Source organism: Pseudomonas capeferrum (genome assembly GCF_000731675.1).
In the GTDB taxonomy this organism is placed as follows: domain Bacteria; phylum Pseudomonadota; class Gammaproteobacteria; order Pseudomonadales; family Pseudomonadaceae; genus Aquipseudomonas; species Aquipseudomonas capeferrum.
Map to the genome: position 1 here is coordinate 2,368,552 of NZ_JMIT01000001.1, position 24,807 is coordinate 2,393,358.

The following is a 24,807-nucleotide window of genomic DNA, read 5'->3' on the forward strand; positions in this document are numbered from 1 at the left end:
GGCGCCGGGGGCTTTAATCTGCAAGGAGACAACCATGCCTCGCTTCGCTGCCAACCTGTCCATGCTGTTCACCGAACAGGACTTCCTGGCCCGCTTCAAGGCCGCCGCCGATGCTGGTTTCAGCGGTGTCGAATACCTCTTCCCGTACGATTTCAGCGCTGCCGAAATCAAGCAACAGCTCGACGCTCACGGCCTGACCCAGGTGCTGTTCAACCTGCCGGCCGGCGATTGGGGCAAGGGCGAACGCGGTATTGCCTGCCACCCGGACCGCGTCGAAGAATTCCGCGCCGGCGTCGACAAGGCCATCGAATACGCCAAGGTACTGGGCAACACCCAGGTCAACGCCTTGGCCGGCATTCGCCCGCAGGGCCTGCAATGCGCCGACGTGCGCAAGACCTTCGTCGACAACCTGCGCTTTGCCGCCGACAAGCTCAAGGCCGCAGGCATTCGCCTGGTCATGGAAATGATCAACACCCGCGACATCCCGGGCTTCTACCTGAACACCACCCAGCAAGCCCTGGACATCCAGGCCGAAGTCGGCAGCGACAACCTGTTCCTGCAGTACGACATCTACCACATGCAGATCATGGAAGGTGACCTGGCCCGCACCATTGAGGGCAACCTGAAACTGATCAACCACATCCAGCTGGCCGACAACCCGGGCCGCAACGAACCAGGCACCGGCGAGATCAACTACCGCTTCCTGTTCGAGCACCTGGACCGCATCGGCTACCAGGGCTGGGTGGGCGCGGAATACAAGCCACTGACCACGACCGAAGCAGGTCTGGGCTGGCTGAAGACTCATAACGCAATTTAAGGGCGAATACGCACTTTGTAGGAGCGGCCTTGCGTCGCGATGGGCTGCGCAGCAGCCCCGGCAATCTTTGCTGTGGCCGAAATTCTGGGGGCGCTGCGCCCCCTTTCCGACCGGTCCGGCGCCCCGGCAAGGCCGCTCCTACAATGGGACGCGTCGCCTGCTCCATCGAGATTCAACAACTACAACGAGGTAATCTCTCATGGCTAAAATCGGTTTTATCGGCACCGGCATCATGGGCAAGCCCATGGCTCAGAACCTGCAAAAAGCAGGTCACAGCCTGTTCGTCTCCACCCACCACGATGCTGCCCCGGCCGACCTGATCGCCGCCGGCGCCGTGGCCCTGGCTAACCCGAAAGAAGTTGCCCAGGAAGCTGAGTTCATCATCGTCATGGTCCCCGACACCCCACAGGTCGAAGCCGTCCTGTTCGGTGAAAACGGCGTGGCCGAAGGTGTGGGCCCGAACAAGGTAGTGATCGACATGAGCTCGATCTCCCCTACCGCCACCAAGGCCTTCGCCGAGAAGATCAAGGCCACTGGCGCCGCCTACCTGGACGCCCCGGTGTCCGGCGGTGAAGTCGGTGCCAAGGCTGCGACCCTGAGCATCATGGTCGGCGGTTGCCCGAAAGCCTTCGAGCGCGCACTGCCGCTGTTCGAAGCCATGGGCAAGAACATCACCCGCGTGGGTGGCAACGGCGACGGCCAGACCGCCAAGGTCGCCAACCAGATCATCGTCGCCCTGAACATCCAGGCCGTCAGCGAAGCGCTGCTGTTCGCCGCCAAGAACGGCGCCGACCCTGCCAAGGTGCGTGAAGCACTGATGGGCGGCTTCGCTTCGTCGAAAATCCTCGAAGTGCACGCCGAGCGCATGATCAAAGGCACCTTCGACCCAGGCTTCCGCATCAACCTGCACCAGAAGGACCTGAACCTGGCCCTGCAAGGCGCCAAGGAGCTGGGCATCAACCTGCCCAACACCTCCAACGCCCAGCAAGTGTTCAACACCTGCCAGGCCCTGGGCGGCGGCAACTGGGATCACTCGGCGCTGATCAAAGGCCTGGAGCACATGGCCAACTTCTCGATCCGCGACGAGAAATAAGCTTCAAGCTGTAAGCCTCGAGCGGCAAGCAAAAGCAGGTCTGCTTTTACTTGTGGCTTGTAGCTTGAAGCTTGCAGCTCTGGGGACCGCCCCTGGTTCGGCCTGCACGGAGGCAGTTCCAGGGGCGTTTTCGATTCTGCAGAACAACAATAATTGGGAGCCTGCCATGTCGGTCGATCCGCAAAAAATTCTTCGCGAGCTGTTCGACACAGCCATCGCCGCCGCCCACCCGCGCCAAGTCCTCGAACCCTACCTGCCCGCCGACCGTAGCGGCCGGGTCATCGTCATCGGCGCTGGCAAGGCCGCAGCGGCCATGGCCGAAGTGGTCGAGAAAAGCTGGCAGGGCGAAGTGTCCGGCCTCGTCGTCACCCGCTACGGCCACGGCGCCAACTGCCAGAAGATCGAGGTGGTCGAAGCCGCCCACCCGGTCCCCGATGCCGCCGGCCTGGCCGTGGCCAAACGCGTGCTGGAACTGGTCAGCAACCTGAACGAAGACGACCGCGTCATCTTCCTATTGTCTGGCGGCGGTTCCGCCCTGTTGGCCCTGCCTGCCGAGGGCCTGACCCTGGCCGACAAGCAGCACATCAACAAGGCACTGCTCAAGTCTGGCGCCACCATCGGCGAGATGAACTGCGTACGCAAGCACCTCTCGGCGATCAAGGGCGGCCGCCTGGCCAAAGCCTGCTGGCCGGCCACCGTCTACACCTATGCGATTTCCGATGTGCCTGGCGACCTGGCCACCGTCATCGCCTCCGGCCCCACCGTCGCCGACCCGAGCACCAGCGCCGACGCCCTGGCCATCCTCAAGCGCTACAGCATCGACGCGCCCAAGGCGGTTATCGACTGGCTCAACAACCCGGCTTCGGAAACCGTCAAGGCCGATGACCCGGCCCTGGCTCGCAGCCATTTCCAATTGATCGCCAAGCCCCAGCAGTCGCTGGAAGCCGCTGCGGTCAAAGCCCGCCAGGCCGGTTTCAGCCCGCTGATACTCGGCGACCTGGAAGGCGAATCGCGCGAAGTGGCCAAGGTGCACGCCGGTATTGCCCGGCAGATCGTGCTGCACGGCCAGCCGCTCAAGGCGCCCTGCGTGATCCTCTCTGGCGGCGAAACCACCGTCACCGTGCGCGGCAACGGCCGTGGCGGGCGCAACGCCGAGTTCCTGCTCAGCCTCACCGAGAACCTCAAGGGCCTGCCAGGCGTGTACGCCCTGGCCGGCGACACCGACGGCATCGATGGCTCCGAAGAAAACGCCGGTGCCTTCATGACCCCGGGCAGCTACGCCCGTGCCGAAGCCCTGGGCCTTTCGGCCAGCGACGAGTTGGACAACAACAACGGCTACGGCTACTTCGCCGCGCTCGATGCGTTGATCGTCACCGAGCCGACGCGCACCAACGTCAACGACTTCCGCGCAATCCTGATCCTCGAGACTCCGCAATCATGACGCCTGATAAAAAAGTCAAAATCCTCGCCACCCTCGGCCCTGCGACCCAGGGTATCGACGACATCCGCCAGCTGGTCGAAGCCGGGGTGAACATCTTCCGCCTCAACTTCAGCCACGGCGAGCACGCCGACCACGCCATGCGCTACCAGTGGATCCGCGAAGTCGAGCAGCAACTGAACTACCCGCTGGGCATCCTCATGGACTTGCAGGGGCCGAAGCTGCGCGTTGGCCGCTTTGCCGAAGGCAAGGTGCAACTGCAGCGCGGCCAGGCCCTGCGCCTGGACCTGGACAAAGCCCCGGGCGACAACCGCCGGGTCAACCTGCCACACCCGGAGATCATCACCGCGTTAGAGCCAGGCATGGACCTGCTGCTCGACGACGGCAAGCTGCGCCTGCGGGTGACCGCCAAGCACAGCGATGCCATCGACACCGAAGTGCTGGCCGGTGGCGAGCTGTCCGACCGCAAGGGCGTCAACGTGCCGCAAGCAGTGCTGGCGCTCTCCCCGCTGACTGAAAAAGACCGTCTCGACCTGGCCTTTGGCCTTGAACTGGGCGTGGACTGGGTGGCCCTGTCGTTCGTGCAGCGCCCGGAAGACATCACCGAAGCGCGCCAGTTGATCGGTGACCGCGCCTACCTGATGGCCAAGATCGAAAAGCCGTCCGCCGTCGAACAGCTGCAAGCGATCGCCGAGCTGTCCGACGCGATCATGGTGGCCCGTGGCGACCTGGGCGTGGAAGTGCCGGCCGAAAGCGTGCCGCAGATCCAGAAGCGCATCATCGGCACCTGCCGCCAGCTGGGCAAACCGGTGGTGGTGGCCACGCAGATGCTTGAGTCGATGCGCTTCTCGCCAGCCCCGACCCGCGCCGAAGTCACCGACGTAGCCAACGCCGTGGCCGAAGGTGCCGATGCGGTGATGCTGTCGGCCGAGACTGCGTCGGGCGATTACCCGCTGGAAGCCGTGCAGATGATGAGCAAGATCATCCGCCAGGTGGAGAACGGCCCGGACTACCAGGCCCAGCTCGACGTTGGCCGGCCAAAAGCCGAGGCCACCGTGTCGGACGCCATCAGCTGCGCGATCCGCCGTATCAGCGGCATCCTGCCGGTGGCGGTGCTGGTCAACTACAGCGAGTCGGGCGCCTCGACCCTGCGCGCCGCCCGCGAGCGACCACGGGCACCGATCCTCAACCTGACGCCGAACTTGAACACCGCGCGCCGCCTGAGCGTGGCCTGGGGCGTGCACTCGGTGGTCAACGACCGCCTGCGCCAGGTTGACGAGATCTGCTCGACGGCGTTGGAGATTGCCCAGGCCCAAGGCATGGCCAGCCGCGGTGACACGCTGCTGATCACCGCTGGTGTGCCTTTCGGCAAGCCAGGCTCGACTAATACGCTACGGATCGAGACCTTGGTCTGATCCCGGGCCCTTTCGCGGGGCAAGCCCACTCCCACAGGGACTGCATGGCATTCAATTGCCTTGCGCCTGTGGGAGCGGGCTTGCCCCGCGAATGGAGGGCAAAGCCCTCCCCGAACACCGTTACACCAGACCTGCGGACAACCCGAGGCCCAAAGAGGCCCACCGCTCAACCCTCAACCTTACCGACTGCCCCATGTACACCAAAAATTTCGTCAACCCGTGCCCTGACTGGGCGACGGCGCTGCTCAACGGCTTCAGCCAAGTGCTGCTGCTGCGCAACCCCCTGTGCGGCCTGTGCTGCCTGCTGGCCATCCTGCTGACCGCCCCCAGCCTGGTCGGTGGCGCCCTGCTCGGCGCCCTCGCCGGCCTGCTCACCGCACAACGGCGCGGCTACGACCGCGCCGACCGCCAGGCCGGCTTGTACTGCTACAACGGCGTGCTGATCGGCATCCTGATCAGTGCGGTGCTGCCATGGTCGGCCATCCTGCCGCCGCTGATCATTGCCGCTGGCGGGCTGTCGAGCATCATCACCCACCAGTGGCGCAAGCGCGGCGGCAAGTTGCTGGTCGCCTACACCGCCCCCTTCGTCCTTCTCGGCTGGGGTACCCTGCTGCTGGCCGAGCCCTCGGCCGCACTCCCTGTCGAAGCCGACCCGCTGTCTGCGCTGCTGCGTGGCGTGGGCCAGGTGTTCTTGCTCGACAAGCCAATGGCGGGCCTGCTGATCGTCATCGGCATGTACCTTGCAAATCCTTATGCAGCAACCTGGGCGGTGATCGGCTCTGCCATCGGCGCTGGTGTCGCATTACTGACCGACCAGGCGCAGGTAGCCTGGATGGGTTTGTACGGCTTCAACGCCGCATTGGCAGCGTTGGCGTTCAGCAGGCAGGGCGAGCGCCCAGGGGTGACACTGCTGGCGATTGCACTGGCCCTGCTGCTGCAACCCCTGTTCGCCTTGTTGCCGGTGGCCGGGCTGACCGCCCCCTTCGTCACAGCCTGCTGGCTCATGCACCTGGGCAACTACCTGGCTCAACTCAATCAGCGGCGCAATGCTTCCCGCTTGCACAGCTGAAACGCAGCCCCTAGGCTCAGCCCATCGCTTTCTTTATCGCTTTGTGGACGAGCCAATGAACAACCCTGCGAGCCTGCGCGAGCGGCTCTACATCATCGTCTTCCAGACCGACACCGTGGCTGGAAGACGCTTCGACAAAACCCTCCTGCTGATCATCCTCGCCAGCCTGGTCACGGTGATCCTCGACAGCATCGACGCTGTCCATCAGGGCTACGCCGGCCTGCTGGCGGGCATCGAATGGGGTTTCACCGCGATCTTCCTGGCCGAATACCTGACGCGCCTGTACTGCTCGCCCAAACCCTTGCGCTACGCCTTCAGCTTCTACGGCCTGGTCGACCTGCTGGCGATCGTGCCGGGCGTGATCGCCCTCTATTACAGCGATGCCCAGTACCTGTTGATCATCCGGGTCATCCGCATGCTGCGGATCTTCCGCGTGCTCAAGCTCGGCCAGTACCTCAAGCAGGCCAACTACTTGATGGCGGCGCTGCGCGGCAGCAAGCAGAAGATCATCGTGTTCCTGGTCACCGTGTCGACCCTGGTGACCGTGTTCGGCACCTTGATGTACGTGATCGAAGGGCCGGAGCATGGCTTTACCAGCATTCCCAAGGGCATCTACTGGGCGATCGTCACCCTGACCACGGTGGGCTTCGGCGACATCGTGCCGAAGACGCCGCTGGGGCAGGTGCTGTCGTCGCTGGTGATGATTACCGGTTATTCGATCATTGCCGTACCCACCGGGATTTTCACCGCCGAGCTGGCCAATGCCATGCGCGGGGAGCAGTTGCAGCATGACTGCCCCACCTGCCGCAAGAACAGCCACGAACACGGCGCCGCATTCTGCTCGCGTTGTGGCAATGCGCTGTTTCCCAAGCGGGAATAACCAAAGCGTTTTTTGTTCTTTAAACAGCAGCAAGGCACCCGCTATAGTCGCTGGCACTCTGCCCAATACTGTTCAAGAACAAGGAATGCGTCGTGAAAAAACTGTTCACTGCTTCGCTGCTGGCCGCGGGCCTTGCCCTGGGCAACTTCGCCCAGGCGGCCCCGACCCTGCTCAACGTCTCCTACGACGTGATGCGTGACTTCTACAAGGACTACAACTCAGCGTTCCAGAAGCACTGGGAGGCCGAGCACAACGAGAAGGTCAACGTGCAGATGTCCTTCGGCGGTTCGAGCAAGCAGGCGCGTGCAGTCATCGATGGCCTGCCGGCCGATGTCATCACCATGAACATGGCCACCGACATCAATGCCTTGGTCGATCACGGCAAACTGGTGCCGGACAACTGGGTGACCCGCCTGCCGAACAACAGCGCGCCGTTCACCTCGGCCACCGTGTTCATCGTGCGCAAGGGCAACCCCAAGGCACTGAAAGACTGGCCCGACCTGCTCAAGGACGGCGTGCAGGTGATCGTGCCCAACCCCAAGACCTCGGGTAACGGCCGCTATACCTACCTGTCGGCGTGGGGCTATGTGCTCAAGCAAGGCGGTGACGAGGCCAAGGCCCGTGACTTCGTCGGCAAGCTGTTCAAGCAGGCGCCAGTCCTTGATACCGGTGGCCGCGCCGCCACCACCACCTTCATGACCAACCAGATCGGCGACGTGCTGGTGACCTTCGAGAACGAAGCCGAAATGATCGCCCGCGAATTCGGCCGCGACCAGTTCGAAGTGGTCTACCCAAGTGTGTCCGCCGAAGCCGAGCCACCGGTAAGCGTGGTCGACAAGGTGGTGGCGAAGAAAGGTACCCAGGCAGTGGCCGAGGAGTACCTGAAGTACCTGTGGTCGCCAGAAGCCCAGGAAATCGCGGCCAACAACTACCTGCGCCCACGCGATGCGGCAGTGCTGGCCAAGTACACCGACCGCTTCCCGAAAGTGGACTTCCTGTCGGTGGAGAAGACCTTTGGTGACTGGCGCACCGTGCAAAAAACCCACTTCAACGACGGGGGCGTGTTCGACCAGATCTACACCAATCAGTAATTGACCCAGCCAGTGTCGGCCTCTGTGGCAGCGGGTTTACCCGCGCAGAGGCCGGTGCTGGCAACACACCCCATCGAACTTTCCCCACCCCCACCAATCAGTTCCTTGAGTAACCCTGCCCCGCTCACCCCGGCCGAAGGAGTACTCCAGTGCTGCGTTACCTCTCCACCCTGCTGCTCGGCTGCCTGCTGAGCACCCATCTGCTGGCTGCAGACCCTGCACCTGCCGAAGAACAACCCACCGAACCGGAACCGGTCCTGCAAGGCGGGCTGCTCGGCGCCCTGGCCGACGGCCTGGACAGCGCCGCCCAGGAGCTCGACCTCGATGCCCACCTGGTCGATGCCTGGCGCCTGCGCACCGACCGCGCGGCCAAGGAAATGGAACGCCTGGTCGACCGCCATTCGTCCAGCGATTCGCTGCAGCTGGCGGGCAACTTCATCTTGCTGACCCTCACCTGGGCCGCCAGCTTCGCGGTGCTTACCAGCCTCGGCCGCTGGCTCAGCAAGCGCGCTTCGGCCACCCCATGGCTGAACGAGCGCCAGCGCGCCAGCAGCCTGCTCGGCTACCTGCTGCCCTATACCCTGCCGGCGCTGGCCAGCCTGCCGCTGACCCTCTACATCAGCCGTTTCCTCGACCCCTCGGTAGCCCGTGCCCTTGGCCTGAGCCTGGCCTACGCCACCAGCAGCGGCCTGTTCTCGACCTCGATCATCCTGTGCTTGATTACGTTGTTTGATGCCGGCCACAAGCGCCCTGCCGTGGCCGTGATCAAGCGCCTGGCCCCGCGACCGCTGTTTCTGATCGGCTTCCTGGCGGCCTGGAGCGATGCCTTGACCAGCCCGCAGATCGCCCGCCAGTTGGGCGGTAACATCACTGCCAGCATCGCCGTGTTCACCGGCCTGGCCGCCACGTTCATCTTCGCCAGCCTGGTGATCCGCCTGCGCCGCCCGGTGGCCCATCTGATTCGCAACCGTGCGCTCAAGGACCGCGTGCAACATCGGGCCGTGCAGGAAACCCTGCGGATCTTCTCGGTGCTGTGGTACCTGCCGATCCTGTTGATGATCCTGGTCTCCGCGATTCACCTGATCGGCGCCGGCGAAGAAAGCCAGAAGGCGCTGCAAAAGGCTTTGCTGACTACCGTGCTGCTGGTGTCCACGGTGTTTCTCAGCACCTTGCTGCAGCACCTGCTGGCGCCCCGCGAAGCGGATGCCGGGCAACGGGTTCGGCCTTACAAGGAACTGCTGCGCAGCCTCGCCCACGCGCTGTTGCGCATCGCCATGGCGGTGGCTTTCATCGAGCTGCTCGGGCGCATCTGGGGCGTTTCGGTGATCGGCTTCGCCCTGAGCAACAGCCTGGGCCAGGCTATCAGCAATTCGCTGTCGAGCATCGGCCTGATTCTGCTGGTGACCTGGCTGCTGTGGGTGGTCCTCGACACCGCCATCCAGGAAGCGCTGAAACCCGCCGTCGGGCGCCGCGCGGCGCGCCAGCCGAGTACCCGGGTGCGGACCATCCTGCCGATGCTGCGCAATGCCGTAAAAGTGGTGCTGATCGTCATCTGCACCATCACCACCATGGCCAACCTGGGCATCAACGTCGCACCGCTGCTGGCCGGTGCCGGGGTAATCGGCCTGGCCATCGGCTTCGGCTCGCAGCAACTGGTGCAGGACGTGATCACGGGGCTGTTCATCTTGATCGAAGACACCATCTCGATCGGTGACTGGGTAGTGCTCGACTCAGGCCACGCCGGCACCGTCGAAAGCCTGACCATCCGCACCCTGCGCCTGCGCGACGGCAAGGGGTTCGTGCATTCGGTGCCGTTCGGCCAGATCAAGGCAGTCACCAACCAGTCGCGCCAGTTCGCCTATGCGTTCTTCTCGGTGCAGTTCACTTACGACAGCGACGTCGATGAATCGCTGGCGCTAATCCACGAGGTGGGGCAGTCGATCAGCCACGACCCGCTGCTGCGCATCAACCTGCAGGGGCCGCTGCAAGTGTTCGGGGTGGACCGCATGGACTTGAACGGGTTTGTCCTGACGGCGCAGTTCCGTACCATTTCCGGCGGGCAGTATGCAGTTAGCCGGGCGTTCAATGAACGGCTCAAGAAACGTGTGGACCAGACCGAGAAGGTGAGCTTTGCCCAGGTGTATCCGCTGCCGGTACGCGCCGTTACTGCTTGATGCAGGCACGCCCGGCCCCTTCGCGGGGAAACCGCGAAGGGGCGCTACAGGAAGACTTAGGCCTGGCGGAATACCAAGGCCTTCAAGCCCCCCGCTGGGTCCGCATCAGGAAACTCCGGCGGGTTCTCCAGCCGCTCGACGAAGGCCAACGTTGGCGCCTGCTCGGCCATGCCCTCGATCAGAAATTCCGGGCCGATCGCCGGGTCGTTCACACACGCCAGCACCGTGCCGCCCTCGTTCAGCAACTCGGGCAAGCGCCGCAAGATCTTCGCGTAGTCCTGGGTCAACACAAAGCTGCCCTTCTGGAAGGTCGGTGGGTCGATGATGATCAGGTCATAAGGGCCGTACTTGCGCACCTTGCCCCACGATTTGAACAATTCATGCCCCAGGTACGCCACCCGCGACGCATCGTGGCCATTGAGCCGGTGATTGTCGCGCCCGCGGGACAACGCCGACTTGGCCATGTCCAGGTTCACCACCTGTTCGGCGCCACCGGCGATGGCCGCCAGCGAAAAACCACAGGTATAGGCGAACAGGTTGAGCACCCGCTTGCCCGCCGCCTGCTCGCGCACCCAGCGCCGGCCATAGCGCATGTCCAGGAACAGGCCGTTGTTCTGGCGCACGCCCAGGTCCAGCAGGTAGGTCAAGCCATCCTCGACCACCTCGCGCTGCTGGCAGGGCTCGCCCAGCAACCATTGGCCGGGGCTGTCCGGCAGGTAGCGGTGCTGGATGAGGATGGCCTGACCGGCCCATTGCGGGCGCTGGGCCAGGCTCTGCAGCATGCCCTCCAGCTCGGCCAGTTGGCCCTCCGGCGGCTCGCGAAACAGCGCTACTGACAGCACGCCCTGGAGCCAGTCCACAGTCACTTGCTCAAGGCCCGGCCAGCAGCGGCCGCGGCCGTGGAACAGCCGGCGGGTTTCCTGCGGGGCGGGGTCGAGGGCGGTGAGCAGGTGTTGCTCGAGGGTCTGGATCGGCGAGGTCATGGCGGGTCGCAAGCTGGAAAAAGCGGCATTCTACCCTTGTCAGCCTCTTCAATGCTTGACTGCAACCCGCGCAGGGCGGAACCACCAGCCCTGCTGCATCCCCGCCGCCGCCAGCAGAATCAGCGCCACGCCGAGCCATTGCAGGGGTGCCAGCCGATGCCCGAAGGCCACCCAGTCGACCAGGATCGCGGCAATCGGGTAAACGAACGACAGCGCGCCGGTCAGTGCCGTAGGCAAACGCTGGATGGCGCTGTACAGCAGCACATACATCACCCCGGTGTGCACGATACCCAGGGTCACCAGGCTGGCCAATGCCGAAGTTTCGCCAGGCAGACCGCCCAGCTTGACCCACGGCGCCAGCAGCAGCACACCGGTTGCCACCTGGATCAAGGCGATCAGGTGCGGCGGCGTGCCTTTGAGGCGTTTGATGATCAACGCAGCGATTGCATACAAGAACGCCGCGCCCAGCGCCAGGCCGATGCCCAACAAGTAATCCTCGCCACTGCCCTGCCCCGCACCGTGGGCACTGACGATAGCCAACATGCCAAGGAAGGCGACACTCAGCCAGGTGACCTTGGCCAGGGTGATCTTCTCCCCCAGAAACACCGCTGCCAGCCCCACCAGGATGAACGGCTGCACGTTGTACACCGCCGTGCCGATGGCAATCGAAGCGCGCGAATAGGAGGCGAACAACAACACCCAGTTGCCAACGATGGCCACGCCGCTGGCAATCGCCAGCAAAAATGCGGTGCGGCCGATCACCCCCGGCTTGAGGAAGCCCAAGGCTGCACAGATCACCAGCAACGTGCCGGTGCCGAACACACACCGCCAGAACACCACATCGAGCACCGGCTGGCCCGACACCAGCACGAACCAGCCGATGGTCCCGGAAATCAGCATGGCAGCGACCATTTCCAGCGAGCCACGGCGCAATGAACTGTCCATCTCACACCTCCCGTTGACGATGGCAACAGTATGCAAAGGTCGGAGGGTGACCTTCCAGCGGATATAAAAGGCGTATCAGCCAACCTGCCTTTACTATCAAGGCAAATCAATCGAACAGCCTGACGAGGTAAAGCATGACCGATGCAATCGACCAACTGCTGATCAATGCACTGATGGAAGACTCGCGGCGTTCGCTCAAGGCCCTGGCGCAGATCAGCGGGCTGTCCGCCCCCAGCGTCAGCGAACGCTTGCGCCGCCTGGAGGAGCGCGGTGTGTTGCGCGGTTACACGGTGGATGTCGACCCGCGCAGCTTCGGTTATCAACTGCAGGCGATCGTGCGTATCCGCCCGCTGCCGGGGCAGTTGCAGGAAGTGGAGCGGCAAATCATTGCGCTGCCCGAATTCACTGAGTGCGACAAGGTGACCGGCGAGGACTGCTTCATTGCCCGCCTGCATGTGCGCTCGATGGAACAGCTCGACACCCTGCTCGACCGGATCAATGTGCTGGCCGAGACCAATACCGCGATCATCAAGAAAAGCCCGGTGAAGCGACGCCTGCCGCCGATGGATTGAATCTGCGGCCTAAAGAAAGCCACAGTGAAAAGCTGACTATTTTTTGTACACAAGAATGTCACCTTAGGTGCCATTTTTGTGTGCACTTTTCTCAACCCTGCCCCAATACGTTACAACCTTTTCAGCGTAATTTCTGACCATTTGATCAACTAACAAGTGCACACAAAAATAATAACTGTTCAAATGGTCAACTTATATCGACGTTATTTCATTAACTTACCGTTCAACAAGATAGATTCAAAATAGTGGCAACTTCGATGTCGCTATTCGCCTGGCATGGAACTCGCTTTTGTGTGTTCGTGTTTTGTATACAAGTTGAGCAAAACATAAATACACAAGAACTCGCGACGCCGACCAGAACCCGGCCGCCGCGCCCAGAACCCAGTGATGCCAATGCTGCACCGACGAGATGGCGAGCCCGTGCGCATTGCCCGCTCATCGCAGTCCACGTGCATCAGGAGCCTGCCGGAATGAGTACCAGCCTCAACCTTGCCCCTGAACTTTCCGTCGCCAGCAGCAACCCCGCGTCCACCCTTGCCGGGCCTGCGCCAGCACTTGACCTGAGCCCGCGCCTGCACAACCGCGACCTTGCCCCGACACGCCTCGAAGGCCGGCGCTGGGGCGGTTACAGCATCTTCGCGTTATGGACCAACGATGTGCACAACATCGCCAACTACTCCTTCGCCATGGGGCTGTTCGCCTTGGGGCTGGGCGGCTGGCAGATCCTCTTGTCGCTGGGCATCGGCGCTGCGCTGGTGTACTTCTTCATGAACCTGTCCGGCTACATGGGGCAGAAGACCGGCGTACCGTTCCCGGTCATCAGCCGCATCGCTTTCGGTATCCACGGCGCGCAGATACCGGCGCTGATCCGCGCAGTCATCGCCATTGCCTGGTTCGGTATCCAGACCTACTTGGCCTCGGTGGTGCTGCGCGTGCTGCTTACGGCCGTGTGGCCGCAACTGGCCGTGTACGACCATGACAGCATCCTTGGCCTGTCGAGCCTGGGCTGGGTGTGCTTCGTGGCGATCTGGCTGGTGCAACTGGTGATCCTCGCCTACGGCATGGAGATGGTGCGCCGCTACGAGGCCTTTGCCGGCCCGGTGATTCTGCTGACCGTGGCCAGCCTGGCGGTGTTCATGTACTTCAAGGCCGACGCGCGCATCGCCTGGTCGGTGGCAGCGCCCCTGACCGGCTACGAGATGTGGCGCAACATCTTTGCGGGCGGTGCGCTGTGGTTGGCGATCTACGGCACTCTGGTGCTCAACTTCTGCGACTTCGCGCGTTCTTCGCCGTGCCGCAAGACCATCCGCGTCGGTAACTTCTGGGGCCTGCCGGTGAACATCCTGGTGTTCGCGATGATCACCGTGGTGCTGTGCGGCGCGCAGTTCCAGATCAACGGCCAGATCATCGACAGCCCGACCCAGATCGTCGCCAGCATCCCCAGCACACCGTTCCTGGTATTGGGCTGCCTGGCCTTCCTGATCGTCACGGTGGCGGTGAACATCATGGCCAACTTCGTCGCCCCGGCCTTCGTGCTCAGCAACCTGGCACCCCGCCACCTGAACTTCCGCCGTGCCGGCCTGATCAGCGCCACCCTTGCGGTGCTGATCCTGCCCTGGAACCTATACAACAGCCCGCTGGTGATCGTGTACTTCCTGTCGGGCCTCGGTGCCCTGCTCGGCCCGCTGTACGGGGTGATCATGGCCGACTACTGGTTGCTGCGCAAAGGCTGCATCAACGTGCCGCAGCTGTACAGCGAAGACCCGGCTGGCGCCTACCACTACACCAAGGGCATCAACCTGCGCGCCGTGGCCGCCTTCGTGCCGGCCGCACTGCTGGCCATCGTCCTCGCCCTGGCGCCCAACTTCCACAGCGTGGCGCCGTTCTCCTGGTTGATCGGTGCCGGTATCGCTGCCGCCGTCTATTTGCTGATCGCGCCACGCAACCGCCATTACCTGGATGTCAGCGGCGAGTGCATCGCCGTCGACCACAGCAGCCACTGATCAGGGAGAACCGTCCATGCGTATTCTGATTGCCAACGTCAACACCACTGAAGCCATCACCGAGGCCATCGCCGAGCAGGCACGCGCCGTTGCCGCGCCGGGTACCGAGATCATCGGGCTGACCCCGTGGTTTGGTGCCGAGTCGGTGGAAGGCAACTTCGAAAGCTACCTGGCCGCCATCGCGGTGATGGACCGGGTGCTGGCCTACGAGGGCCCCTACGACGCCGTGATCCAGGCCGGCTACGGCGAGCACGGCCGCGAAGGCCTGCAGGAGCTGCTGAACGTGCCCGTGGTGGACATCACCGATGCAGCCGCCAGCACTGCCCTGTACCTGGGCCATGCTTACTCGGTGGTGACCACACTGGACCGCACCGTGCCGCTGATCGAGGACCGCTTGAAGCTCTCTGGGCTGTATGACCGCTGCGCCTCGGTGCGCGCCAGTGGCCTGGCGGTGCTTGAGCTTGAAGCCGACCCGCAGCGTGCCGTCGAGGCCATTGTCGAACAGGCCGAACGCGCCGTGCGGGAGGACAAGGCCGAGGTCATCTGCCTGGGTTGCGGTGGCATGGCCGGGCTGGATGAGCAGATTCGCCAGCGTACCGGTGTGCCGGTGGTCGATGGTGTAAGTGCAGCGGTGACCATTGCCGAATCGCTGGTGCGCATGGGCTTGAGTACCTCCAAGGTACGCACCTATGCCACACCGAGGGTAAAGAAGGTGGTGGGCTGGCCGATGCGCTTCGGGCGGTAAGGGGGCTTCGTCAAGACCAGCCACTTCGCGGGGCAAGCCCGCTTCCACAGGTGCGCGCTATTCTCCAACCCAACGCAAATACCTGTGGGAGCGGGCTTGCCCCGCGAAGTGGCCGGTGCAGTCAGCGCAACATCCTGGCCAACCGCTCCCCACTGCCACAGGCCAAGGTAAAGCCTAGAGCCCCATGCCCCAGATTCAGCCACAGGTTTCGGTAAGCCGTAGCACCAATGATCGGCACCCCGGTAGGGGTCGCCGGCCGCATCCCCGCCCACTCTATCGCCTGCCCGTAGTCGGCGGCATCGGGCAACGTATCGAGTGCCAGCCGGCGCATGCTGTGGAGCCTGCGCGCATCCACCGATTCGTCGAAGCCGACGATGTCCACCATCGCTGCAACCCGCAATTGCCGGTCCAGGCGGGCATAGACGATCTTGCGCTCGTAGTCGGTAAGGCTGAGTTCTGGCGCCCGATGTTCCGTGTTGATCGGCGCTGTCAGGCTGTAGCCCTTCAGCGGATAGACCGGCAGCCTCAAGCCCGGTAGCGCCAGCCCTGCACTGCGATGCCCCGCGCACAGCACCAGGCGCTGAACGTCAACCTGCTCGCCCCCCAGGTGCAGCGCAACGACCTGCTCCTGATGGGCGATCAGCCGCGTCACGGGCCTGCCAAGCAGGAACCGGCACTGCCCGGATGCGCGCAAGCGCTCGGCCAGGCGTTCACAAAAACGGTGACAGTCGGCGACTTCCTCGTCAGGCGTCAGAACCCCGCCCACGAACGGCGCCTCGGCCAATGCCGGCTCCAGGGCGCGCAGTTCGGCAGCATCGAGCACCCGTTGGCTGCTCCGATCAAGCAGGCGCTCACGCCCATGGGCGAACGCCCGCTCGCTGCGGAAGGCGACCAGTTTGCCGTTACGCCGCCAGGCGAAATCGGTGAGCCCATCGGCCTCGCGCCAACGCGCCAGGGCGGCCTGGCTTTCCAGCGCCAACGTCAGCAGTTGTGCACCGTTGCGGCGGTTGACGCTGCGCCGGCAGGCCAGCATGAACGCCATCAACCAGCGCCACTGCGCCGGGTCCAGGCGCAACCGCAAGCGCAGCGGCGAGTCCCCCTGCAGCATCCAGCCCAACGCCTGCCAGAGCACACCGGCGTCGGCCAATGGCGCCACATAGCGGTAAGACAGCTGCCCGCCGTTGGCGAAACTGGTGGCAAACGCCAGGCGGTCCCGCGCCTCGATCAGGTCCACAGCCAGCCCCTCGCGCACCAGCGCATAGGCTGTCGCCAGGCCAATCACCCCGCCGCCAATGATCGTGACTTTTTGCATCTTGCAGTGCCCCTGCTTCGGCTTCCCTGCCAAGACAGTAACAGCGGATCAGGTCGGGCAGCTATGCGCGCCGTCGTTGAGGCCTTGGCGCACGTTGCGGCTGAGCAGGCTGGCCTTGCCGTCGTGCCAGGTCAGGGTCAGCACGTACAGCGTGTCGAAGTCATCGCCGTTCCAGTCCTCGGTGATCACCCGCTCTTCACCCAGGGCCTTGCCGGCCACGGTATTGATGAGTTCGGGGAGGTAGCCGTGGGACCAGGCCGTGTAGACCGTCGCGTTGCGGTATTTGTCGCTCAGCAGTTCTTCGGCCAGCTCGTCGGTATCGTTGGCGCCGTAGTCGATGTTCACCGGCAGGCCCAGGCGGATGGCGCTGGGGGTGATGGTCATCAATGGGCGGATATAACTGTAGCTCTCGTCCTTGCTGCCTTCCTCGACATGCCGCGACGGGTTGGCGGCGAATACGTAGTCGGCATTGCCGAAACGCTCCGGCAGCAACGTGGCCAGGTCCAGTGCACGGTTGAGGCCTTGGCAGTTCAGTTGCCCCAGCCCTTCGCCGGGTTTCTCGGCATGGCGCAGAAACACCAGGGTCTGCGTGCCATCAGCCGGCTGGGCGCGGCTTTCGACAGCTTCCAACGCCAGCGGTATGGCTACAGCTGTGAGCACTAGGCTTAGCAGCAGGTGGCGACGACGGCGGAGAAACGTTGGCAACTTCATCAAGGCAGGCTCATGTGGCAGAGAGAATCGAGTTGACCCGCCACCTTGCCCGGAGCCGCAGCCGCGAGGCGTCCTTGTAGTGAGTGCCATCCTTGGCAACGAGTGAGAGTCAGAGTGCCTTCAACCCGTTTGGTTCCTCCCTGGCGTGTGATTGCCGATCCTTGAGCAAGGCTTAGGTTAGGGGATGGGTGTTGCTGAAATATGTATTCCTTGCGCAATTTTCGGGGGTGGTGTGCATGCCTTGAGGTTTGCACACCGAAAACCACATCAATCACTCAATCATCCCGCGTCAGCACTTCCAGCAGTTCGATCTCAAACGTCAGGTCCGAATGCGGCGGAATCGCCCCCACACTGCGCTCGCCATAGCCCAACTGCGCAGGCACCTGCAATTTGCGCTTGCCGCCAACGCGCATGCCCATCAGGCCTTGGTCCCACCCTTTGATCACCCGACCGGTACCGATCACGCACTGGAAGGGCTTGCCGCGCGACCAGGACGAATCGAACTCGCTGCCGTCGGCCAACCAGCCGGTGTACTGAGTGGTGATCAGGGCGCCTTTGACGGCGGCCTTGCCGTCGCCGTCGACGAGGTCGATGATCTGCAGTTCGCTGCTCATGGCATGCTCCAACGCTGAAAAATCAAAGCCGCCCTTTTCTCAGGAATGCACAGGTTTGGCAAGCGCAGTCGGTGTTTCATGCTGGCGCATTGACTGCATCTTCGCCCGAGAGACAATGACTGGGGATGGCTTTGGGGTTTATAGGTGCATGTCTGGGGTTTTGCAGCGCCTATGAAATCGAGCGCCGCCCGCGCGGCGCATCGCGACGCAAGGGCGGTCCTACATCCGTTTCGGGCCAGTGAGGCCTGTGCCATTGGCGCGCGACCGCCTTGTTTGTACGACGCGATATCGAGGTGGGCACCAAGAGGCCGCGCGCCATTACCCCAGGAATAACTGGCCCGAAACACATGTAGGAGCGGCCTTGCGTCGCGATGCGCCGCGCGGGCGGCGCTCGATTTCATAGGCGCTGCAAACCCCAAGGCCTACACCTTTAAACCCACACACCCAACTCAGATAAACACACTCCCCCGCAGGTACAACGCCCCCCGCCCGCTAATGATCACCCGGCCATTGCCCGGCACTTCGCAACACAGCTGCCCCTTGCGCGCCCCACCCTGCTCACAGCTCAAAACACCCTTGCCCAACCGTTCGGCCCACAACGGCGCCAGCGAGGTATGCGCCGACCCCGTGACCGGGTCCTCATTCACACCAACCCGCGGACCAAACCAACGGGTGACAAAATCATACCCGCGGCCCGGCGCAGTCACGGCGATACCGCGCACAGCAAAAGCCGACAGCGCAACGAAGTCCGGCTTCAGCGGGTCAAGCAGCGAGGCGTCATCGATCACCACCACATAGTCGTCGGACTGGTACACCGCCCGCGCACCGCTCAAGCCCAGCGCCTCCAGCAAGCCTGCCGGCACCTCCACCGCCACCGGCTGCTTGGCCGGAAAATCCATCGCCAAAAGCCCATCAACACCTCGGCTGACGCGCAATTCGCCACTGCGGGTATTGAAACGCAGCACTGGCGCCTGTTCACCCAACTGCTCGAACAGCACATACGCCGAGGCCAGGGTGGCATGGCCACACAGGTCGACTTCGACCGTCGGGGTGAACCAACGCAGGTCGTAACCCTCGCCGTTGCGCACGAAATAGGCGGTTTCGGACAAGTTGTTCTCTTCGGCGATACGTTGCAGCACATCGTCTGGCAACCAGCTTTCCAGCGGGATCACCGCCGCCGGGTTGCCACCGAAGGGTTCAGCGGAAAACGCATCGACCTGGAAGATCTCGAGTTGCATGCACACACTCCTTGTTGGCCGGGCCGCTGCCGGGCACCTGAATGAAAAGGGTCAGTCGCGTACCGGGGTCAGCACCGGCTCGCCGGCGAAGAACGCCTGCAGATTGCCCAGCACCAACATCACCGTGTCCCGCGCAGCCTCTGGCGACTGGCCAGCCACGTGCGGGGTCAATACGGTGTTGCCGAGGGCCTTGAGGGCATCGGGCACCTCGGGTTCGTCATCGAACACGTCCAGCGCAGCGCCGGCAAGCTGCCCGCCCGCCAGCGCCACCACCAGGGCCTGAGTGTCCACCACGCTGGCACGGGCGATATTCACCAGGTAACCCTCGGCACCCAGGGCTTCAAGCACCGCAGCATCGACCAGATGACGAGTAGTGGCGCCGCCAGGCGTGGCCACCACCAGGATGTCGACGGCATCGGCCAGGTGCAGCGGGCTGTCGTACCAGGTGTAAGGCACGCTCTGACGAGGGGTGCGGCTGTGGTAGCTGATGCTCATGTCGAAGCCGAGGTTGGCACGTTTGGCGATCGCCAGCCCCACTGCGCCCAGGCCGAGAATGCCCAGGCGCTTGCCGCTCACCGAAGGGCTGATTACCCGGTTCCACTCGCCGCGGCGGGTACTGGCGTCGGCACGGGGAATGTCGCGCAGCAGCGCCAGCAGCATGGCCAGGGTATGGTCGGCGACTGCGCTGGCATTGGCCCCGGCGCCGTTGGTGACGGTAATACCACGGGCGGCGGCGGCGGCCAGGTCGACCTGCTCGTAGCCGGCCCCGATCACGCAGATGATCTGCAATGCGGGCAGCGCATCGATCTCTGCGGCAGTCAGGCCCAGCGGGCCACGGGTGAGCACAGCATCGATTTCATGGGCGTGGCGCTGGATGGCATCGGCACGCAGTTGCGGCGAGGGGGCGCGAATCAGCCGATAACCCGCCTGTTCCAGCAAGGGCAGGTAATCGTCGACGGTTTCTACCAACACCAGGACTGTCTTGCTCATGCCACCTCCGCGTCTGATCGAAGGGGCATTATGCGGAGTCAGCGGTCGGTACAGTCAATCGGTAATTGAGCAGGCAACTGTACTGTACCGGGAGGGCATCTCTGATGCCTATTGGGCGAAGGCACGCCCGAGGCCACCTGGCACACCGCTGCTGTCGGTGCCCTGCCATGGGCCATCCGGGCTCAGCGACCAGCTCCAGCCGCCGTCGTAGCGGTAATAGGTGCGCTGGCGATAGAAGGTGTTGGGCTTTTTCTCCAGCACGTATACGCCCAGTTTCGGGTCCCAGTGGCTGGCACCCCCTGGCGGCGGGGCGAAGCTGGCAGAGGTGCGTGGCATCGGCTTGGGGGTGGCCGCAGGTTTGCTTGGCGAGGTCGAAGGCTGCCCGCCCGGCAGCGGCTTGACCACCGGCCCCTGGTGCGGCGGCACCCGCTCGATCGGCGGCGCCGGCTGCTCGTAAGGCTCATGCACCGTACACGCGGACAAACCCAGGGCAAGGGTGATCAGGGTCAGGCGGACGGTGCTGTGCATGGCAATGCTCTCTTACGGGTCAGGGCTGTCGATGGTGAGGTGCTGCGTGGCCTGGGTGGCAGTGGCCAATGGCGAACCCTGGCCGATCCACTCGCCGTGGGTCGGTTGGCCGGTACGCGAGACACGGGCAACCAGTTGGACTTCGGTAAAGTCCGACAGTTTCATCTGCGGCATCATCGCGTCGGCATCGGACAACTCCACCTCGATCGGCAACTGCGCCACGGTCACCCGCTTGGCCGCCAGCGGCATCGGCGGGCCGTTGCTGGCACGGGCGAAGATGAACACCGTGTCGTCAGGCTTGACCTTGTCCTTGAGCGCCGCAGCCAGCTCCACCCGCACCGTCAGGCGGGCAGCCACCGGCGCCACGGCCGGGCCAGGCTCACTTCCCAGGCGCTCGGCAGCACGGTCGATACCCCCCTGCAAGGCGGCACGCGATGCATCGCCTTCGGGCAGTTGCGCCAGCAGGCGCTTCCAGTAGTCGATGGCTTCCTGGTAGCGCTCCCCCTCGAACGCGGCAATACCGCGCAGCCCCAGGCTGGTCACTTCGTTGGGGTCGGCCTTGAGGGCTTCGTCGGTCAGTGCCTGCAGCTGCGGGTTCCATTGCTTGTCGGCAGCGAAGTACTGCGCCTGGGCCCACTGCCCGAGCAACTCGGGCTGGCGCCCGGCCAAGGCCACCGCACGCTCGAACGTACGCGCCGCATCGGCGGGACGCTGCTCGGCCATGTAGGCACGGCCCAGGAAATACAGGGCCTCGGCCGAATCTGGCTGGGCCTTCACGACCCGTTCAAGGCGTGTGGTCATCTCCTCCATGGTCTTCGGCGCCTGGGCAAACTCCTGGGTCAGCTCAACCTTGTCGGCCGCGCCAAAATGCAGGTACAGCCCCAATGCCATCAGTGGCACCAGCACCGCCGCCAACAGCGGCAGGGTTTTGCCCAGTTGGCCCTGGCGTGGGGGCTCGCTGCCTTCGGTGTCGGCCAGCAGCTCGCGGGCCGCCTCGTCACGGCCCTTGGCCAGTTGCGCCTCGTCGAGCACGCCAGCGGCCTGCTGGGCCGCCAGTTCGGCAACGCGTTCCTGGTACAGGGCAACGTTCAGGGCGGTGCGGTCTTCCTCTTGCTGACGGCGACGGCCACGCAGGATCGGGATCAGCAGAAAGCTGAGGGCAGCGAGCAGCAGGAGGCCCGCGCTAAGCCAGAATTCAATCATGGGTCTGTTCTTTTTCCAGCAGTTTGGCGAGACGCTCGCGTTCTTCGACGGACAGCTCATTGGCACCGTGGGCCACCGTGGCGCGGCGGCGACGCACAATCACCGCCAGCACCACGAAGCCGCCGGCCAGCAAGACCCCCGGGCCGAACCACAACAGCCAGGTACGCGCGCTGAGCGCCGGCTTGTACCGCACGAAATCGCCGTAGCGGTCGACCATGAAGTCGACGATCTGCGCGTTGTTCTTGCCTTCGCCCAGCATGCGGAAGATCTCGCGGCGCAGGTCGGCGGCAATAGGCGCGTTGGAATCGGCAATGTCCTGGTTCTGGCACTTGGGGCAGCGCAGTTCCTTGGTCAGTTGCTGGTAACGCTCACGTTCGGCGTCGTCGCGGAACTGGTAGGTATCGATGGCCGCCCTGGCCACACCGGCCAGGCCCAGGCCAAGGGCCAACCCCAGCACCACGGCTGCCAGCCCCCGCCTCATGGCTTGGCCTCATCGACCAGGCCCTGGTACAGCGGCGCCAGCTGTTCGCGCCAGACGCTGGCATCGACGATACCCACGTGCTTGTAGCGGATGATGCCCTTGGCGTCGATCAGGAAGGTTTCCGGCGCGCCGTACACGCCCAGGTCCAGGCCCAGGGTGCCCTGCTCGTCGCGGATGTCCAGCTGGTACGGGTTGTGGTATTCGGCCAACCACTTCAACGCGGCACCATTGTCGTCCTTGTAGTTGACCCCATGAATCACCACGCCTCGCTCGGCCAGCTGGTTCAGGTACGGGTGCTCGACCTTGCACGACGGGCACCAGGTGCCCCACACATTGACCAACGCCGGGCGGCCCAGCAGGTCGGCCTGGGTCAGGTTGCGGTCACCCTGCACCGAGGCCAGGGCAAATGCCGGGAAGGGCTTGCCGATCATCGCCGAGGGCAGCTCGTCGGGCTTGAGGAACAGCCCCTTGTAGAGGAAAACCGCCACCAGCAGAAACACCGCCAGTGGCACCACCATGATCCAACGCTTCATGCAGCTGCTCCAGACACGCCCAGGACATCACGCACCCGGGTCTTGACCTTGACGCGGTAACGCCGGTCGAGGGCCGCCAGCAACCCGCCCAGGCCGGTCAGCAGACCGCCCAGCCAGATCCAGCGGACGTATGGCTTGATATGCACGCGCACCGCCCAGGCACCGTTTTCCAGCGGCTCGCCCAGGGCGACGTACAGGTCGCGGGTGAAACCTGCGTCGATGCCGGCTTCGGTCATCATCGACTGCTGCACGGTGTACAGCCGCTTCTCGGGGTGCAGCGTGGTCACTTCACGGCCATCGCGGGACACCACCACGGTGCCTTTGTCGGAGATGAAGTTCGGCCCCTCGAAGTGCTTGGCGCCCTGGAACAGGAAGTGATAACCACCCAGCTCGACACTTTCGCCCGGCGCCATGCGCAGGTCGCGCTCGGCACTGTTGTTGCTCGACAGCACCACGCCCAGTGCGCACACTGCCAGGCCAAAGTGCGCCAGCTGCATGCCCCAGTAGCTGCGGGTGAGGCCGCGCATGCCCCTGGCCAGGCCCTTGTGACGGGTTTTTTCGAGCACATCACGCAGCCCGCTGAGCACCACCCAGGCCGCGAGGGCAAAGGCGGTCAGCGTAGGCCAGTCGAAGTCGTCGACGATAAAACCGGCGACCGGGGCCAGTACCGCACTGCCGATCAGCACCGGGGTCATCATGTTCGCCAGCCACTTGCCGGGGGTGTCCTTCCAGCGCACCACCACACCGAAGCCGAGCACGACCATCAACAGTGCCATCAGCGGCAGGAACAACGCATCGAAGTACGGCGGGCCGACCGACAGCTTGGCCCCGGTCAGGGCATCGAGCACCAGCGGGTACAGGGTGCCGAGCAGAATCATCGACGCCGCCACCACCAGCACCAGGTTGTTGGCCAGCAACAGCGTCTCGCGCGACCACAGGGCAAAGCCGACCTGGCTCTTGACCACCGGCGCGCGCAGGGCGAACAGGGTCAGCGAGCCGCCCACCACAAACAGCAGGAAGATAAGGATGAACACGCCGCGTGACGGGTCGGCGGCGAACGCGTGCACCGAGGTCAGCACCCCGGAACGCACCAGGAAGGTGCCCAACAGGCTCAACGAGAAGGCTGCGATCGCCAGCAGCACGGTCCAGCTCTTGAACACCCCACGTTTCTCGGTCACCGCCAGCGAGTGGATCAATGCGGTGCCCACCAGCCAAGGCATGAACGAGGCGTTTTCCACCGGGTCCCAGAACCACCAGCCCCCCCAGCCCAGCTCGTAGTAAGCCCACCAGGAGCCCAGGGTGATGCCCACACCGAGGAAGGCCCAGGCGACGATGGTCCACGGCCGCGACCAGCGCGCCCAGGCCGCGTCGAGGCGCCCGCCGAGCAAGGCGGCGATGGCGAAGGCGAAGGCCACCGAAAAACCGACATAGCCCATGTACAGCATCGGCGGGTGGACGATCAGGCCGATGTCCTGCAGCAGCGGATTGAGGTCGCGACCGTCGGTCGGCACTTGCGGCAGCAGGCGCTGGAAGGGGTTGGAGGTGATGATCAGGAAGCTCAGGAAGCCCACGCTGATCATGCCCATCACCGCCAGCACACGGGCCAGCATCACTTGCGGCAGCTGGCGCGAGAACACCGACACGGCGAAGGTCCAGCCCCCCAGGATCAACGCCCAGAGCAGCAGCGAGCCCTCGTGCGCGCCCCACACGGCACTGAACTTGAAGTACCAGGGCAAGGCGCTGTTGGAGTTGCTGGCCACATAGGCGACCGAGAAGTTGTCGGTCATGAAGGCATGGGTGAGGCAGGCGAAGGCAAAGCTGAGGAAGGCAAATTGCCCCCAGGCCGCCGGCCGCGCCAGGCTCATCCACAGGCTGTCACCGCGCCACGCGCCGAGCAGCGGCACGCTGGCCTGCACGGCGGCAAAACAGATGGCCAGGATCATCGCCAACTGGCCGAGTTCGGGAATCACCA

The 24,807-nt window shown here is 64.1% G+C and carries 23 protein-coding genes; 11 read left to right on the top strand and 12 right to left on the bottom strand.

Translation table 11 applies throughout. The features are described 5' to 3' along the window. Positions 1-34: 34 nt before the first annotated feature. From hyi to PC358_RS10585, 8 genes are all read left to right on the top strand, one after another. Positions 35-817: a hydroxypyruvate isomerase gene (gene hyi, locus PC358_RS10550; protein WP_033699395.1), complete on the top strand. Its 783-nt coding sequence runs from the start codon at positions 35-37 to the stop codon at positions 815-817. Between the two features lie 199 nt (positions 818-1,016). Then, the gene (locus PC358_RS10555) at positions 1,017-1,910 is read left to right on the top strand and encodes a 2-hydroxy-3-oxopropionate reductase (RefSeq protein ID WP_033699398.1); all 894 of its coding nucleotides are present in this window, start codon (positions 1,017-1,019) and stop codon (positions 1,908-1,910) included. A gap of 166 nt (positions 1,911-2,076) precedes the next feature. After that, entirely contained in the window at positions 2,077-3,351 is a 1,275-nt protein-coding gene (locus PC358_RS10560; protein ID WP_033699399.1) for a glycerate kinase type-2 family protein, read from the top strand. After that, positions 3,348-4,763, top strand: coding sequence for a pyruvate kinase (gene pyk / locus PC358_RS10565; protein WP_033699401.1), 1,416 nt, complete (start codon positions 3,348-3,350; stop codon positions 4,761-4,763). The genes PC358_RS10560 and pyk overlap by 4 nt, the downstream gene beginning before the upstream one ends. Positions 4,764-4,956: 193 nt before the next feature. Further along, entirely contained in the window at positions 4,957-5,832 is an 876-nt protein-coding gene (locus tag PC358_RS10570) for an urea transporter (protein ID WP_033699402.1), read from the top strand. A gap of 55 nt (positions 5,833-5,887) precedes the next feature. Beyond that, positions 5,888-6,712, top strand: coding sequence for an ion transporter (locus PC358_RS10575; protein ID WP_033699404.1), 825 nt, complete (start codon positions 5,888-5,890; stop codon positions 6,710-6,712). A 92-nt stretch (positions 6,713-6,804) separates the two neighbouring features. Next, entirely contained in the window at positions 6,805-7,803 is a 999-nt protein-coding gene (locus tag PC358_RS10580; RefSeq protein WP_033699405.1) for a sulfate ABC transporter substrate-binding protein, read from the top strand. 149 nt (positions 7,804-7,952) lie between these two features. Continuing rightward, a complete protein-coding gene (locus PC358_RS10585; RefSeq protein WP_033699406.1) occupies positions 7,953-9,977 on the top strand; it encodes a mechanosensitive ion channel family protein in 2,025 nt (674 codons plus the stop codon). Between the two features lie 56 nt (positions 9,978-10,033). On the opposite strand, the gene PC358_RS10590 is transcribed toward PC358_RS10585, so the two are convergent. After that, positions 10,034-10,960 carry a class I SAM-dependent methyltransferase gene (locus tag PC358_RS10590; protein WP_033699409.1) on the bottom strand — a complete coding sequence of 309 codons (927 nt, stop codon included), beginning with the start codon at positions 10,958-10,960 and terminating at the stop codon, positions 10,034-10,036. A 48-nt stretch (positions 10,961-11,008) separates the two neighbouring features. Beyond that, positions 11,009-11,905 (bottom strand): DMT family transporter, encoded by an 897-nt coding sequence (locus tag PC358_RS10595; protein WP_033699411.1) that lies wholly within the window; start codon positions 11,903-11,905, stop codon positions 11,009-11,011. A 134-nt stretch (positions 11,906-12,039) separates the two neighbouring features. Between PC358_RS10595 and PC358_RS10600 the strand changes: the two genes are divergently transcribed. From PC358_RS10600 to PC358_RS10610, 3 genes are all read left to right on the top strand, one after another. After that, positions 12,040-12,477 (top strand): Lrp/AsnC family transcriptional regulator, encoded by a 438-nt coding sequence (locus PC358_RS10600; protein WP_033699412.1) that lies wholly within the window; start codon positions 12,040-12,042, stop codon positions 12,475-12,477. A 470-nt stretch (positions 12,478-12,947) separates the two neighbouring features. Beyond that, the gene (locus PC358_RS10605) at positions 12,948-14,480 is read left to right on the top strand and encodes an NCS1 family nucleobase:cation symporter-1 (protein ID WP_033699413.1); all 1,533 of its coding nucleotides are present in this window, start codon (positions 12,948-12,950) and stop codon (positions 14,478-14,480) included. Positions 14,481-14,496: 16 nt separating this feature from the next. Then, complete coding sequence (locus PC358_RS10610) at positions 14,497-15,225, top strand: aspartate/glutamate racemase family protein (protein ID WP_033699415.1); 729 nt, start codon at positions 14,497-14,499, stop codon at positions 15,223-15,225. 121 nt (positions 15,226-15,346) lie between these two features. Here PC358_RS10610 and PC358_RS10615 read toward each other — a convergent pair whose 3' ends face one another. The 10 genes from PC358_RS10615 to PC358_RS10660 all read right to left on the bottom strand — a co-directional run bounded on the left by PC358_RS10615 (position 15,347) and on the right by PC358_RS10660 (position 24,805). After that, positions 15,347-16,537 (bottom strand): D-amino acid dehydrogenase, encoded by a 1,191-nt coding sequence (locus PC358_RS10615; protein WP_033699416.1) that lies wholly within the window; start codon positions 16,535-16,537, stop codon positions 15,347-15,349. A 48-nt stretch (positions 16,538-16,585) separates the two neighbouring features. After that, positions 16,586-17,248, bottom strand: coding sequence for a hypothetical protein (locus PC358_RS10620; protein ID WP_033699417.1), 663 nt, complete (start codon positions 17,246-17,248; stop codon positions 16,586-16,588). 275 nt (positions 17,249-17,523) lie between these two features. Continuing rightward, entirely contained in the window at positions 17,524-17,862 is a 339-nt protein-coding gene (locus PC358_RS10625; RefSeq protein ID WP_033699418.1) for an FKBP-type peptidyl-prolyl cis-trans isomerase, read from the bottom strand. 449 nt (positions 17,863-18,311) lie between these two features. After that, positions 18,312-19,100, bottom strand: coding sequence for a PhzF family phenazine biosynthesis protein (locus tag PC358_RS10630; protein ID WP_033699419.1), 789 nt, complete (start codon positions 19,098-19,100; stop codon positions 18,312-18,314). Between the two features lie 51 nt (positions 19,101-19,151). Next, on the bottom strand, positions 19,152-20,090 hold the full coding sequence (locus tag PC358_RS10635) for a 2-hydroxyacid dehydrogenase (RefSeq protein ID WP_033699420.1): 939 nt from the start codon (positions 20,088-20,090) through the stop codon (positions 19,152-19,154). Between the two features lie 108 nt (positions 20,091-20,198). Further along, positions 20,199-20,618, bottom strand: a complete 420-nt coding sequence (locus tag PC358_RS10640; protein ID WP_033699422.1) for a hypothetical protein — start codon at positions 20,616-20,618, stop codon at positions 20,199-20,201. A gap of 12 nt (positions 20,619-20,630) precedes the next feature. Continuing rightward, the gene (gene ccmI / locus PC358_RS10645) at positions 20,631-21,821 is read right to left on the bottom strand and encodes a c-type cytochrome biogenesis protein CcmI (protein WP_033699424.1); all 1,191 of its coding nucleotides are present in this window, start codon (positions 21,819-21,821) and stop codon (positions 20,631-20,633) included. Beyond that, the gene (locus tag PC358_RS10650) at positions 21,814-22,302 is read right to left on the bottom strand and encodes a cytochrome c-type biogenesis protein (RefSeq protein ID WP_033699425.1); all 489 of its coding nucleotides are present in this window, start codon (positions 22,300-22,302) and stop codon (positions 21,814-21,816) included. Before PC358_RS10650 ends, ccmI begins: the two co-directional genes overlap by 8 nt. After that, positions 22,299-22,835 carry a DsbE family thiol:disulfide interchange protein gene (locus PC358_RS10655; RefSeq protein WP_033699426.1) on the bottom strand — a complete coding sequence of 179 codons (537 nt, stop codon included), beginning with the start codon at positions 22,833-22,835 and terminating at the stop codon, positions 22,299-22,301. Before PC358_RS10655 ends, PC358_RS10650 begins: the two co-directional genes overlap by 4 nt. Continuing rightward, positions 22,832-24,805 (bottom strand): heme lyase CcmF/NrfE family subunit, encoded by a 1,974-nt coding sequence (locus tag PC358_RS10660; RefSeq protein ID WP_177326510.1) that lies wholly within the window; start codon positions 24,803-24,805, stop codon positions 22,832-22,834. Before PC358_RS10660 ends, PC358_RS10655 begins: the two co-directional genes overlap by 4 nt. Positions 24,806-24,807: the final 2 nt, after the last annotated feature.